This window comes from Paraburkholderia sp. Ac-20336, assembly GCF_017105025.1.
Classification (GTDB): Bacteria; Pseudomonadota; Gammaproteobacteria; order Burkholderiales; family Burkholderiaceae; genus Paraburkholderia.
This window is the reverse complement of the sequence record NZ_JAAGPS010000102.1, coordinates 15,464-28,438: the sequence shown is the minus strand read 5'-3', so window position 1 is coordinate 28,438 and position 12,975 is coordinate 15,464. Positions and strand designations below refer to the sequence as shown.

Annotated in this window: 11 protein-coding genes, 1 pseudogene and 1 riboswitch; of the genes and pseudogenes, 3 read left to right on the top strand and 9 right to left on the bottom strand. The window is 67.2% G+C overall.

What is annotated here, in order from left to right; genetic code table 11:
- From GXB81_RS23440 to GXB81_RS23410, 7 genes and pseudogenes are all read right to left on the bottom strand, one after another.
- Positions 1-784 (bottom strand): annotated as a pseudogene (locus tag GXB81_RS23440) (apolipoprotein N-acyltransferase); the annotation flags it as partial.
- Positions 785-896: 112 nt separating this feature from the next.
- Complete coding sequence (locus tag GXB81_RS23435) at positions 897-1,802, bottom strand: transporter associated domain-containing protein (RefSeq protein WP_205990454.1); 906 nt, start codon at positions 1,800-1,802, stop codon at positions 897-899.
- A 293-nt stretch (positions 1,803-2,095) separates the two neighbouring features.
- On the bottom strand, positions 2,096-2,806 hold the full coding sequence (locus GXB81_RS23430; protein WP_167284938.1) for a gamma-glutamylcyclotransferase: 711 nt from the start codon (positions 2,804-2,806) through the stop codon (positions 2,096-2,098).
- A 51-nt stretch (positions 2,807-2,857) separates the two neighbouring features.
- The gene (gene ybeY, locus GXB81_RS23425; protein ID WP_167040590.1) at positions 2,858-3,319 is read right to left on the bottom strand and encodes an rRNA maturation RNase YbeY; all 462 of its coding nucleotides are present in this window, start codon (positions 3,317-3,319) and stop codon (positions 2,858-2,860) included.
- 289 nt (positions 3,320-3,608) lie between these two features.
- Complete coding sequence (locus GXB81_RS23420) at positions 3,609-4,694, bottom strand: PhoH family protein (protein ID WP_205990453.1); 1,086 nt, start codon at positions 4,692-4,694, stop codon at positions 3,609-3,611.
- A gap of 62 nt (positions 4,695-4,756) precedes the next feature.
- Entirely contained in the window at positions 4,757-6,130 is a 1,374-nt protein-coding gene (gene miaB, locus GXB81_RS23415; RefSeq protein WP_205990452.1) for a tRNA (N6-isopentenyl adenosine(37)-C2)-methylthiotransferase MiaB, read from the bottom strand.
- Between the two features lie 138 nt (positions 6,131-6,268).
- Positions 6,269-7,234, bottom strand: coding sequence for a LysR family transcriptional regulator (locus tag GXB81_RS23410; RefSeq protein WP_167284941.1), 966 nt, complete (start codon positions 7,232-7,234; stop codon positions 6,269-6,271).
- Between the two features lie 116 nt (positions 7,235-7,350).
- Between GXB81_RS23410 and GXB81_RS23405 the strand changes: the two genes are divergently transcribed.
- The 3 genes from GXB81_RS23405 to ribB all read left to right on the top strand — a co-directional run bounded on the left by GXB81_RS23405 (position 7,351) and on the right by ribB (position 10,547).
- Positions 7,351-8,517 (top strand): MFS transporter, encoded by a 1,167-nt coding sequence (locus tag GXB81_RS23405; protein WP_205990451.1) that lies wholly within the window; start codon positions 7,351-7,353, stop codon positions 8,515-8,517.
- 123 nt (positions 8,518-8,640) lie between these two features.
- Positions 8,641-9,342 (top strand): XRE family transcriptional regulator, encoded by a 702-nt coding sequence (locus tag GXB81_RS23400; RefSeq protein WP_205990450.1) that lies wholly within the window; start codon positions 8,641-8,643, stop codon positions 9,340-9,342.
- Positions 9,343-9,489: 147 nt separating this feature from the next.
- Positions 9,490-9,673: riboswitch (FMN riboswitch) on the top strand.
- Between the two features lie 154 nt (positions 9,674-9,827).
- Positions 9,828-10,547, top strand: a complete 720-nt coding sequence (ribB, locus tag GXB81_RS23395) for a 3,4-dihydroxy-2-butanone-4-phosphate synthase (protein WP_205192745.1) — start codon at positions 9,828-9,830, stop codon at positions 10,545-10,547.
- Positions 10,548-10,573: 26 nt separating this feature from the next.
- On the opposite strand, the gene GXB81_RS23390 is transcribed toward ribB, so the two are convergent.
- Both GXB81_RS23390 and glpK read right to left on the bottom strand, forming a co-directional pair.
- A complete protein-coding gene (locus tag GXB81_RS23390; RefSeq protein ID WP_167284947.1) occupies positions 10,574-11,260 on the bottom strand; it encodes an HAD family hydrolase in 687 nt (228 codons plus the stop codon).
- Between the two features lie 110 nt (positions 11,261-11,370).
- Positions 11,371-12,870, bottom strand: coding sequence for a glycerol kinase GlpK (gene glpK, locus GXB81_RS23385; protein ID WP_167284948.1), 1,500 nt, complete (start codon positions 12,868-12,870; stop codon positions 11,371-11,373).
- Positions 12,871-12,975: the final 105 nt, after the last annotated feature.

Below are 12,975 nucleotides of genomic sequence, written 5' to 3'. Positions count from 1 at the left end.
AAAGGCGGTCACCGCCGCCAAACCGGTGGCGGTGGGCGAACACGCAGCCGACCACGGCGCGCGCGGCGGCGCCCGGTGCGGCGCCTGCGTTGCGCAGTTCGCGTGCTGAACCCGCCGAGATCGACGCCAGCAGCGCCTGCACGATCAGCGCGGCGCTCAGCGCGACCATCCAGCCGACGCCGTACACGCCGGCCACCGGCGCGAATCCGGCGAACGGGCCGTCCACCTGCGCATAGCCGGTGGCGAGCCACGGAAAGCCGGTGAACACGGTGCCGCGCAGCCATTCGCCAATGGCCCACGCGCTCGCGAAGGCGAGCGCGCCGTGCCAGGTCGGCGAGAACGGCTGGCGGTCGTCGGCCGCGCCGTTGCGGGCGTGGCCCGCGCAGAACGACCAGACACCTGCGGCCAGCGCCGGATAGAGGGCCAGGTACAGCGAGAACAGCGCGAGCGCCGTGCCGGCCAGCGGCGCGGGCATGCCGCCGTAGTCGTGCATGCTCACGTAGAGCCACCACACGCCGGTCACGAAATTGCCGAAGCCGAACGCCCAGCCCGTCAGCGCGGCGCTTTTCCAGCCGGTGCTTCGTGTGAGCCACGCGAAAAAGAACACGAAGATCGCGAGCTGCAGCCAGCCGCCGTGCGGCGTCGGCGCGAACGATAGCGTATTGGCGGCACCCGCGGCGAGCGCCACGAGATAGTGCCAGCGCGGCAGGGCGCGGCTGCGCGTGCCGTCGGCGGCGGGGGCGCTCACGTCGTGGCGCGGGCGGGAAGTGATCGGGTCGGCCATCGTTGCGTGGTCGGCGTCGGAAGTTGAGGAGTCGAAATGAGGAGTCAAAAAAGCGTGCAAGGAAACCTGCAAGGCGGCACGCCAAAATTTCGCGAACGGGCGCGCCGGCCGCTCAGGTCTGCACGTGCTGCGCCTCGCGTTCGCGCTGGCCCGCGAGCGGGTCGCGGCGCACCAGCAGCATGTGGACCTGGCGCGCGTCGCCGCGCAGGATCTCGAAGATCAGATCGTCGAGGCGGACTTTTTCGCCGCGATGCGGCACGCGGCCGAAGTGATGCGTAACGAGCCCGCCGATCGTATCGACTTCCTCATCCGGGTAGTGCGTGCCGAAGGTCTCGTTGAACTGCTCGATCTCGGTCAGCGCGCGCACGCGGAAGCGCCCGTCCGGCGAGGCGATGATATTGCCGCTTTCCTCGTCGAAATCGTATTCGTCCTCGATGTCGCCGACGATCTGCTCCAGCACGTCTTCGATCGTGATGAGGCCCGCCACGCCGCCGTATTCGTCGACGACCACCGCGAGGTGGTTGCGGTTCACGCGAAAGTCGTGCAGCAGCACGTTCAGGCGCTTCGACTCGGGGATGAACACGGCCGGGCGCAGCATGCCGCGCACGTCGAATTCCTCTTCGGCGTAGTAGCGCAGCAGGTCTTTCGCGAGCAGCACGCCGATGATGTTGTCGCGATTGCCCTCGTAGACCGGATAGCGCGAGTGCGCCTTTTCCAGCACGAACGGGATGAATTCGGATGGGTTGTCCGCGATGTTGATCGCGTCCATTTGCGCTCGCGGCACCATGATGTCGCGTGCGCACAGTTCCGACACCTGGAACACGCCTTCGATCATCGACAGCGAGTCGGCGTCGATCAGGTTGCGCTCGTGCGCGTCCTGCAGAATTTCCAGAAGTTCGGCGCGCGAGTCGGGCTCGGGCGAGATGAAATCGGTCAGGCGCTCGAGCAGCGAGCGCTTTTCCTGCGGTTTGTCGAGGGTGCGTCCGGTATGGCGTCGACTGGGATACGTGTCGTTCATGGTAGTGCGCCCGGCGAGACTGGGCGCGCTGTTGCAGAGCATTAAGGATACACCAGGCGCATGGCGAAACCGTGTCCCGCCGGGCCTGGCGCTGATTTGAAGCCGGGTGAAGCGGCCGCGCCGCGAGGGCGGGGCATGGGCTCATCCTAACCGATTACGTGTCGAAAAGCGCTTGCCGGCAAAAAAGTAACTCGCGCACGGGGACGGGCGAGAGCGGGCGGGATGGCTCGCGGCGCCGCTGGCGAGTCGTGCCTAGGGCCGGCCGGCGCTTCCCGGCTTCGGCTCTTTCAGTCTTACCGTCCCGTCGCCGCGCGCTCGGGCGCGGCCGGCTGCGGCATTTCATCGACCTCTCGCGCCTGACAGCGTGTGAGCAGCGCTTCGAGCGCGCGGTCGGGCATGCCGCTTTCGCGCAGCGCATGGACCGTGCGGCTCACGTAGTCGAGCGTCGTGCCGTAGCGGCCGCACGCGCAACCGAGCACGGTCCGGACGATGTCGTCGCGCAGCTTGCCGGTGTAGCTCGGTGCGTCGCGCCGCATCACGAAGGCGAGCGCGTCGACGCGCCGACCGTCCGCGAGTACGCAGGGCAGCCAGGCGGGGCGGTACGAGCCCATCGGCATTTCGCGGCGCCACAGCGCTTCGAGATGCGGCATCGAGCCGGCGGCGGCGAGCCGGAATGCCACGCCAGTGCACGAGCCGCCGCGATCGAGCGCGAGCACGAGGCCCGGCTGCTCGGGCGTGCCGCGATTCACGCGCGACCATAGGTAGAGCCCGCGGTGATAGCCGTGCACCTTCGAGCGCAGCGCTTCGACGGTCGGCAGGCCCGGGTTCCAGATCAGCGAGCCATAGCCGAACAGCCACAGGTCGCTTTGGCGGTCCCAGCCGCGCAGCGTCGATTCGAGCGACGCGCGCAGTTCCTCGTCCGTCAGCAGCCGCGACTCGCCGAGCATCGGCGGGTAGTCCGGGCAGCGCACGGGGATATCGGCTTCGGGGGACGAGGTGCTCACGGTAGGGTTGGGTCGTGGATGGCGTGGGGAAGGGGCGGGAGTCGCAGAAGCCTATCGGTAAGGGTCCGGAAACCCGAGCTTACCGAGGATTTCGGTTTCGATCGCTTCCATTTCCTCGGCTTCTTCCTCGACTTCGTGGTCGTAGCCCTGGGCATGCAGCGTACCGTGCACGAGCAGATGCGCATAGTGCGCGACGAGCGGCTTGCCCTGCTCGGTGGCTTCCTTTTCAACTACCGGGCAGCACAGGATCAGATCGCCCGTGACCGGATCGTCTTCCGATTCGGCGTAGGCGAAGGTCAGCACATTGGTCGCGTAGTCCTTGCCGCGATAGGTGCGGTTCAGCGTGCGGCCTTCCTCGACGTCGACGAAACGCACGGTCAGTTCGCCGTCCGCGAAGAGCGCCGCCTTGATCCAGCTCGCAACGCTCGCGCGCGGCAGCAGCGCCTTGTGTTCCGGCCAGGCTTTGGCGGCGGGAAATTGCAGGTTCAACGTCAGTTTCGGGGAGCGGCTCATGCGGTTTCGGGTCGGGGCTTCGCGTTTGTTGTGGTGTTTCCTGCGGCGTTCGTTGTTGCGCTGGCGGTTGCGTGGGGCGTTACGCTCTTGGTGGCGTTCGTGGCGTTCGTGGCGTTCGTGGCGTTCGTGGCGTTCGTGGCGTTCGTGGCGTTCGTGGCGTTCGTGGCGTTCGTGGCGTTCGCGATGGCAGCGGCTTCGAGCAGAGCGCGTCGCTCCGGTGGCGCCGCTCGGCGGCGCGGCTTACGCGGTCCGGTCAGCCACGCCGCCTATCCCGCGCAAGTGCCGCGCTTCAGCGCGAATCCAACGGAGCCGCCGATTTCTGCGCATGCGCATCGTACGCCTCCACAATGCGCGCGACCAGCGGATGGCGCACCACATCCGCGCTCGTGAAGCGCGTGAGCGCGATGCCGCGCACCTCCGAGAGCACCTGCTGCGCCTCGATCAGGCCGCTCTTGTGGCCGCGCGGCAGGTCGATCTGGGTCGTGTCGCCGGTGACGACGGCCTTCGAGCCGAAGCCGATTCGCGTGAGGAACATCTTCATCTGCTCGGGCGTGGTGTTCTGCGCCTCGTCGAGGATGATGAACGCGTGATTGAGTGTGCGGCCGCGCATGTACGCGAGCGGTGCGATTTCGATCATCTGCCGCTCGAACATCTTCGCGGTCTTGTCGAAGCCGAGCAGGTCGTAGAGTGCATCGTAGAGCGGACGCAGGTACGGATCGACCTTCTGCGCCAGATCGCCCGGCAAGAAGCCGAGCCGCTCGCCCGCCTCGACGGCCGGGCGCGTCAGCACGATGCGCTTGACCTGGTCGCGCTCGAGCGCGTCGACCGCGCAGGCCACCGCGAGGTAGGTCTTGCCGGTGCCGGCCGGGCCGACGCCGAAGGTGACGTCGTGCGAGACGATCTGCTTCAGATACTCGCGCTGCGCCGGCGTGCGGCCGCGCAGGTCCGCGCGCCGCGTGTAGAGTTTCGGACCGTATTCCTGGAAGTCGTCGTCGCTCGCGTCGAGATCGGCGGGCTGGTCGAACGGATGATCGGGGTTGCCGGCGAAGCGCGGATCGGCCGCGTCGTCGCCATTGGCGCCGCCGTTGCCGTTCGGCCGATGGCGCGCCGGATGGCGCACTTCGACGAGCGCGAGCTGGATGTCGTCGACCGACAAAGGCTCGCGCGCGCTGTTGTAGAAGTTTTCGAGCGCCGTGAGCGCGAGCTTTGCGCCGCGTCCGCGAATCGTGATGCGATGGCCGCGGCGCTGCAAGGTCACGTCGAGCGCCTGCTCGATCTGCCGCAGATTTTCGTCGAGCGGTCCGCAGAGGTTGGCGAGCCGCGCGTTGTCTTCGCGCGGCGCGGTGAATTCCAGATGCTGCTGAGTGGTCTTCAAGGCGGTGAGTCGATCCTGTCGGTTGCGGTACTCGGAATGTCGGGTGGCGGCCGTTCAGTGCGTCAGTGCGTGGTCGCCGTGCGGTCGTCGTGAACCATCACGAGTTCGCCGCGCAGCGAGTGCGGGTACGCGTGCACGATCTTCACGTCGACCATCTGGCCGATCAACCGTGCGTGCGAGGCGACCGGCGCCGGGAAATTGACGACGCGGTTGTTCTCGGTGCGGCCCGCGAGCTCGTTCGGGTCCTTGCGCGCGGGGCGCTCGACCAGAATGCGCTCGACCTTGCCGACCATCGCGTCGCTGATGCGCTGCACGTTCTCTTCGATGGTCGCCTGCAGATGTTGCAGGCGTTTGAGCTTCACCTCGCGCGGCGTGTCGTCGTGCAGGTTCGCGGCCGGCGTGCCGGGACGCGGGCTGTAGATGAACGAGAAGCTCGTGTCGTACTTCATCTCGTCGACGAGCGCCATCATCTTCGCGAAGTCTTCCTCGGTCTCGCCGGGGAAGCCGACGATCATGTCCGTCGACAGCGACAGGTCCGGGCGGATCGCACGCAGCTTGCGGATCACGGACTTGTATTCGAGCACGGTGTAGCCGCGCTTCATCGCCATCAGGATGCGGTCGGAGCCGTGCTGCACCGGCAGATGCAGGTGGCTCACGAGCTTCGGCACCTTCGCGTAGGTGTCGATCAGGCGCTGCGTGAATTCCTTCGGATGCGAGGTGGTGTAGCGAATCCGTTCGATGCCGGGGAGGTCCGCGACGTATTCGATCAGCGTCGCGAAGTCGGCGATCTCGCTTGAGCCCACGGTCAGCGCGCCACGGTATGCGTTGACGTTCTGGCCGAGCAGCGTGACTTCGCGCACGCCCTGGTCGGCGAGACCGGCGATTTCGGTCAGCACGTCGTCGAGCGGACGCGACACTTCCTCGCCGCGCGTGTAGGGCACGACACAGTAGCTGCAGTACTTGCTGCAGCCTTCCATGATCGACACGAACGCGCTCGGGCCTTCGACGCGCGCCGGCGGCAGGTGGTCGAACTTCTCGATTTCGGGGAACGAAATATCGACCTGGGCGTGCCCGCTCACGCGGCGCTCGTCGATCATTTGCGGCAGGCGGTGCAGCGTTTGCGGCCCGAACACGATGTCGACGTACGGCGCGCGCGCGACGATCGACGCGCCTTCCTGGCTCGCCACGCAGCCGCCTACGCCGATAATCAGATCTGGATTCGCGTCCTTCAGCTCGCGCACGCGGCCGAGGTCGGAGAAGACTTTTTCCTGCGCTTTTTCGCGCACCGAGCAGGTGTTGAACAGGATCACGTCGGCGTCTTCCGGCGTGTCGGTCTTGACGAGTCCTTCAGCGGCACCGAGCACATCGACCATCTTGTCGGAGTCGTACTCGTTCATCTGGCAGCCAAAGGTCTTTACATAAACTTTCTTGGTCATCGAATTTCGCCGGTCGCAGTGGTTAACCTGGGGGCGTCATAAAGGGTGGAGAGGGTTGCGCGGCGCGCCGGGCCACGCGTTCGGGCGCGCAAGCTGATGCGCAAGCGCCGCCGCAACGTAACTCACTATTATAGCCCTTCAGGGAGCACGGGTTTGGCCGCCGGCCGAGCGTTCCGGCGGCAGGCCCAGCAGGCTTTCCAGTTCGTCCGACACGAGCGCGAAACGCTCGGCGAGAAAATCGAGCAGCACGCGCACGCGCGGCGCCATGAAGCGGTTGCGGTGATAGAGCGCGTGCAGCGGCGCGTCCGGATAGCGCCACTCGGGCAACAGCACCTTCAGTCCGTCGGCGCGCAGGTCCGCTTCCACGTCCCACATCGATTTGATCGCGATGCCGTAGCCGCGCAGCGCCCATTCGCGGGCGACCGCGCCGTCGTTGGTCTCGCGCGCGGCGTCGAGCGGCACCGTGTAGTGCTGCACTGCGTCGCCGCGCGTGAAGCGCCACTCGTTCGCCGGCCCGGACGCGGTGCCGAGCACGATGCAATCGAAACGGGCGAGGTCTTGCGGGTCCTTCGGCTCGCCCTTGCGCGCGATGTATGCCGGCGACGCGCACAGCACGCGCCGGTTCGGCGCGAGCTTGCGGGCGACCAGCGAGCTGTCTTGCGGCACGCCGAAGCGAATCGCGAGATCGATGTCTTCCTGCACGAGATTCGACAGCGAATCCGACAGCGTCAGCGCGAACTTCACGTCCGGATATCGCGCGTTGAATTCGTCGAGCCAGTGCAGCAGCAGGTTGCGGCCGAAGTCGGAGGTCGTCGAGATGCGCACCTTGCCGCGCACGACGCCTTGCCCTTCCTGCAAGGCCGCTTCGGCGTCGTCGAGCGATTGCAGCGCCTCGCGGCAGCAGTTCAGATAGAGCCGCCCCTCGTCGGTGAGCCGCAACTGGCGCGTGGTGCGCTCGAAGAGCCGCGCCTTCAGATGGCTTTCGAGCCTGGCGAGGCGCGCGCTTGCCGCGGCGGGCGTGAGGCCCATTCTGCGGCCCGCCGCCGACAGGCTGCCCTGCTGCGCCGCTTCGACGAAGAGGCGGATGTCGCCGAGATTGTCCATTGCCGATTTTCAAGCACGATTTGAAAATGTTTCAAATGCTACGCCAATTATCAAATCGGCTCCCTGCCCGGACAATGCGGCCTTGACTGAATTTCCCTCTTATCCGGAGCACCTCCATGCCCATTCCCTTACTCGCGCTGGCGATCAGCGCATTCGCGATCGGCACGACCGAATTCGTCATCATGGGCCTGTTGCCCGAGGTGGCGCGCGATCTCGCCGTGTCGATTCCGTCGGCGGGGCTGCTCGTGAGCGGCTACGCGCTCGGCGTCGCGGTCGGCGCGCCGCTGCTCGCGGTGGTCACGAGCAAGATGTCGCGCAAGCTGGCGCTGCAACTGCTGATGGGCGTGTTCATCGTCGGCAACGTGCTGTGCGCGGTCGCGCCCGATTATTCGGTGCTGATGGTCGCGCGCGTCGTGACCTCGTTCGCGCACGGCTCGTTCTTCGGCATCGGCGCGGTGGTCGCGGCCTCGCTCGTGCCGGCCGAGAAGCGCGCCAGCGCGATCGCGCTGATGTTCACGGGCCTCACGCTCGCGAACGTGCTCGGCGTGCCGTTCGGCACCTTCGTCGGCCAGCAGTTCGGCTGGCGCGCGACGTTCTGGATCGTTAGCGGACTCGGCGTGCTGTCGCTCGCGGGCATCGCGGCGCTCGTGCCGAACCGGCACGACAGCGGCCCGGCCGGCCTCGGCCACGAAGTGCGCGTGCTGAGGGACCCGCAGGTCTGGACCGCGCTCGCGATGACGGTGCTCGGCTTCGGCGGCGTGTTCGTCGTGTTCACCTATATCGCGCCGATCCTCGAACAGGTGAGCGGCTTCTCGCCGCGCGCCGTGACGCTGATTCTCGTGCTGTTCGGCGCGGGCCTGACGGTCGGCAACGTGGTCGGCGGCAAGCTCGCGGACCGCGCGCTGATGCCCTCGCTGATGGGCATTCTCGCCGCGCTCGCGGTGGTCATGGCGGTCTTCGCGCGCACCAGCCATTCGCAGGTCGCCGCGGCGCTCACGGTGTTCGTGTGGGGCATTGCCGCGTTCGCGACGGTGCCGCCGTTGCAGATGCGCGTGGTCGAGAAGGCGGCCGCCGCGCCGAATCTCGCCTCGACGCTGAACATCGGCGCATTCAACGTCGGCAATGCGGCAGGCGCGTGGCTCGGCGGCCTCGTGATCGCTCACGGCCATGCCCTCGATACCTTGCCGTGGGTCGCGGCGGCGGTCAGCGTGGCGGCGCTGCTGCTCACGTGGTTCGCCGCGCGCATGGATGCGCCGGTGCGCGCGGTCGCGCAGCGTGCGTGAACGGCTTGCCTCTGCAATGCTGATAACAGTGTGAAGATAACTTCGTTGGGCGCGGCACAGCGCGATGCTATCTTGCTTCCACTCAATGCTTTTGCGCCGCCCGGCGGCGCTCTGGAGGCCACTATGCATTCTCCGCTTGCACTGGTTCGCGATCGCTCGGCCGATGCCGACGCGGTGCCGCGCGCAGCCGAACCGTTCGATGCGCTCGAGCAACTGGTCGGCGTGAATCTGGCCCGCCTGCGCGCCGAGCGCCAGCTTTCGCTCGATGCGCTAGCGCGCGCGTCCGGCGTGTCGCGCGCCATGCTCGCGCAGATCGAATCGGCGCGCAGCGTGCCGTCGATCAAGGTGCTGTGCAAGGTGGCGGCGGCGCTGAAGGTCTCGGTCGCGGCGTTTCTGCGGCGCCACGCGACGAACGGCTTCGAGCATCTGCCGGCCGAGCGCTCGGCGCGAGTCGTCAGCGCGAACGGGCGCTACTCGGCGCGGCCGCTGTATCCCGATACCGAGCCGGGCGCCGCCGAATTTCACGAGCTGCGCATCGCGCCGCTGCACACCGAGACGGGCACGCCGCGCGCGCCGGGCACGACCGTCAACCTCGTCGTCAGCGACGGCACGCTCGAAGTCAGCGTGCACGATCAACGCCAGCTGCTCGCGACCGGCGATGCGATCGTCTTCGATGCCGATCAGCCGCACAGCCTGCGCAATCCCGGCGACACCGAGGCGCGCGCGTTTCGCGTGACGCTGCGGGCGGAGACGCCGCCGCGCTGGGACGTGCCGGCCGTGGGCGCGGCGCGTGAGGAGGCCGCGCGCGAAGGCGTGCCGGGTTGAGGCTCGACGGCGCGCGGTTCGGACGCAGGTCGGGGCGCAGTCAGCGCGTCGCTGCAGGTCCAACGCCGCCAGTAGGGTCTTTGTGGGGCGCGCTGCAGTTCCGGTGCGCCTGTTGTATGCTTCGCCGGCCGGTCGAACCGGCAATCAGTGCGTCTTCAGGGCGGGGTGCAATTCCCCACCGGCGGTAAGCCGTCAGTGCGAAAGCGCGAGTCGGCGAGCCCGCGAGCGCCCGCATCGAGCGGTCTTCAGCGTATCGAAGGCCGCGGCGGGGTCAGCAGATCTGGTGAGAAGCCAGAGCCGACGGTCACAGTCCGGATGGAAGAAGATGTGCAGATAGAGTCATGTGCGCTCCGCGCTGCCGCTGGTCGTTCTGGTGGCGCCGGTGGACGAGCGCCGCCTTCGTGCGGCGCCCGGCGGCGCGTTCGAGTCTGTTTGCAATGCCCTGAAACGTTTTTCGCCCAACTTTTGCGATGAGCGTTTCAACCATGTCCTTTGCTACTTTTCCCGCTCCGTCGACGATTGCCGAAGATGCTTTCGCCGATCTCCCGCTGCTCGCCACCGAAACCGTTCCGCCGCGTATCGCCGCCGCCTTGCAGGCGCTGCGCGAGGGCCGCGCCGTCGTTCTGCAGGACGACCACGACCGCGAGAACGAAGCCGATCTGATCGTCGCGGCCGAGCGTCTGTCGGTCCAAACGATGGCGCTCCTGATCCGCGAATGCAGCGGCATCGTCTGCCTGTGCCTGCCCGACGACACAATCCGCGCGCTCGAATTGCCGCCGATGGCCGTCAACAACGAAAGCCGTCACGGCACCGCGTTCACGGTGTCGATCGAGGCGCGCGAGGGTGTGAGCACGGGCGTGTCGGCGCAGGATCGCGTGACGACGATCCGCGCCGCGATTGCCGATACGGCGAAGCCCGCCGACATCGTGCGTCCGGGCCACGTGTTCCCGCTGCGGGCGATGCCCGGCGGCGTGCTCGCGCGGCGCGGCCATACCGAGGGCACGGTCGATCTCGCGATTCTCGCGGGCCTGAAGCCGGCCGGCGTGCTGTGCGAGTTGATGAACGCCGACGGCACGATGACGCGCGGCGCGGACGTCGAGCGCTTTGCCGCGCAACACGATTTGCCGATGCTGACGATCGCCGAACTCGTCGAGTTTCGCGAGGCGCTTGCGCAGGTGCGTGAGGGGGCGGTGCTCGAGGCCTGAAGGGGGCGGCGCGTTGTCGATCGATACTACGACTGCACGTCGCCAAACTCGCCGCGCATGCCCGCCGCGACCAGCCCAGGCAGTTCGTCCATGTGCTTCATGATGCGCGTCATGCCCATCGAGCGCAGCGCGTCCGCGTAGCCGTCGGGAATATGGCTCGCGCCGACGAACGCGATCGTTTTCATGCCTGCCGCGCGTGCCGCATTCAGACCCGCGACGCTGTCTTCGACGACGAGGCAGCGCGCCGGCTCGACACCGAGCGTTTTTGCCGCGAACAGATACACGTCGGGGTAGGGCTTGGGCCGCTCGACCTGCTCGGCGCTGAAAACCCGTTCGCCGAAAATCTGCTGCAGACCCGCGCGCCGCACCGAGGCGCTCACGCGCGTCATGCGGCTGTTCGACACGACCGCGGCCGGCAGCGTCACGCGTTGCAGCGCGTCGCGCACGCCGTGGATCGGACCCAGCGACGCGGCCAGCGCAAGCTCGATGTTGTGCTCGATCATGTCGAGGAAGTTCGCGGGCAGTTTGACGTCGAACGATTGCTCGATGCCTTCGAGAAAGCGCGAGGTTTGCTGGCCGAACGCCGTTTTGACGACGGGCTCGAAGTCGATGCCGGGAAACGAGGCCGTCAGCGTTTCGAACATCACGCGATCGGCGATGACTTCGCTGTCGACGAGCACGCCGTCGCAGTCACAGATGAGGTGGTCGATCATGCCTGAAGAACGATAAGCGGAAAGCGCGCGGCCGGCGTTCTCGCCTGCCTGCGCGTCGGGATGGACAGCGCCATGATACGTGCTTTCCGGCGCGGTTCGTGGCTTATGGCTTATGGCGTATCGGCCCATGCCTTCGCCGCGCGGATCGCGCGCTGCCAGCCGTCGAGGCACGCCTTGACCTCGGCATGCGGCAGCGCGGGCGTGAAGCGGTGTTCGAGCTTCCACTGGCTTTGCAGTTCGTCGACATCTTTCCAGTAGCCGACCGCGAGACCGGCCAGATAGGCCGCGCCGAGCGCGGTCGTTTCCGGCACCTTCGGGCGCACCGCGTCGACGCCGAGAATGTCGGCCTGAAATTGCATCAGCAGATTGTTCGCGCAGGCGCCGCCGTCCACGCGCAGTTCGCCGATGCGGATGCCCGCGTCGGCTTCCATCGCCTTCAGCACGTCGAGCGATTGATAGGCGATCGAATCGAGCGCCGCGCGTGCGATATGCGCGGACGTCGTGCCGCGCGTTACGCCGAACAGCGTGCCGCGCGCATGCGCGTTCCAGTGCGGCGCGCCGAGGCCGGCGAAGGCGGGCACGAGGTACACGCCGTCGCAATGCGGCACGCCGCGCGCGAGCGTTTCGATCTCCGCCGCGTTCCTGATGATGCCGAGGCCGTCGCGCAGCCACTGCACGACCGCGCCGCCGATGAAGATGCTGCCTTCGAGCGCGTAGTCGATCCGCTCGCCGATCTGCCAGGCGAGCGTCGTGACGAGATTGTTTTGCGATTCGATCGGCTTGTCGCCGGTGTTCATCATCAGAAAGCAGCCGGTGCCGTAGGTGTTCTTGACCATGCCCGACTCGGTGCACATCTGCCCGAACAGCGCGGCCTGCTGGTCGCCGGCGATGCCCGCGAGCGGAATATTCGAGGCGAACACCGTGGTCACGGTCGGTCCGTACACCTGTGACGACGGCCGCACCTCGGGCAGCATGCTGCGCGGAATGTCGAGCGCGGCGAGCAGTTCGTCGTCCCACTGCAGCGTGTGGATGTTGAAGAGCATCGTGCGCGACGCGTTGGTCACGTCGGTGATGTGCAGCGCGCCCTTCGTGAAATTCCACACGAGCCAGCTGTCGACGGTGCCGAACGCGAGCCGGCCCTGGCGCGCTTTTTCGCGCGCGCCTTCGACGTTGTCGAGAATCCAGCGGATTTTCGTCGCCGAGAAGTACGAGTCGATCGGCAGACCGGTTTTCGCGCGCACGCTCGGTTCGAGCCCCTGGGCCTTCAGTGCGTCGCAGAAGTCGGCGGCGCGGTGGTCCTGCCAGACGATCGCGTTGTAGATCGGCTGGCCGGTCTGGCGATCCCACACGATGGTGGTTTCGCGCTGGTTGGTGATGCCGATCGCCGCGATCGACGCGCCGTTCAGGCCCGCGCGCGTGACGGCCTCGGCTGCGACGCCGGCCTGGGTCGACCAGATTTCCTGCGGATCGTGCTCGACCCAGCCCGGATGCGGATAGATCTGCCGGAATTCTTTCTGCGCGATCGACACGACGTTGCCGCGCCGGTCGAACAGCATCGCGCGCGAGCTGGTGGTGCCTTGGTCAAGCGCGAGGACGTACTGATCCTGCATTGTCTCTTCTCCATGGGTATGGCGGATCGCCGGGTTGCCGGCCGGCGATCGGAGCGGCCAGGTTGCGGCGTGTCGTCGCGAGCGCGCTGCAATCGTGTGTTGCAG

What these genes read in the sequence shown, in the direction of transcription:
- GXB81_RS23410 (WP_167284941.1), bottom strand. Translation starts at nt 7,234, where the DNA reads ATGGACAATCTCGGCGACATCCGCCTCTTCGTCGAAGCGGCGCAGCAG.
- GXB81_RS23405 (WP_205990451.1), top strand. Translation starts at nt 7,351, where the DNA reads ATGCCCATTCCCTTACTCGCGCTGGCGATCAGCGCATTCGCGATCGGC.
- GXB81_RS23435 (WP_205990454.1), bottom strand. Translation starts at nt 1,802, where the DNA reads ATGAACGACACGTATCCCAGTCGACGCCATACCGGACGCACCCTCGAC.
- ribB (WP_205192745.1), top strand. Translation starts at nt 9,828, where the DNA reads ATGTCCTTTGCTACTTTTCCCGCTCCGTCGACGATTGCCGAAGATGCT.
- miaB (WP_205990452.1), bottom strand. Translation starts at nt 6,130, where the DNA reads ATGACCAAGAAAGTTTATGTAAAGACCTTTGGCTGCCAGATGAACGAG.
- ybeY (WP_167040590.1), bottom strand. Translation starts at nt 3,319, where the DNA reads ATGAGCCGCTCCCCGAAACTGACGTTGAACCTGCAATTTCCCGCCGCC.
- glpK (WP_167284948.1), bottom strand. Translation starts at nt 12,870, where the DNA reads ATGCAGGATCAGTACGTCCTCGCGCTTGACCAAGGCACCACCAGCTCG.
- GXB81_RS23390 (WP_167284947.1), bottom strand. Translation starts at nt 11,260, where the DNA reads ATGATCGACCACCTCATCTGTGACTGCGACGGCGTGCTCGTCGACAGC.
- GXB81_RS23400 (WP_205990450.1), top strand. Translation starts at nt 8,641, where the DNA reads ATGCATTCTCCGCTTGCACTGGTTCGCGATCGCTCGGCCGATGCCGAC.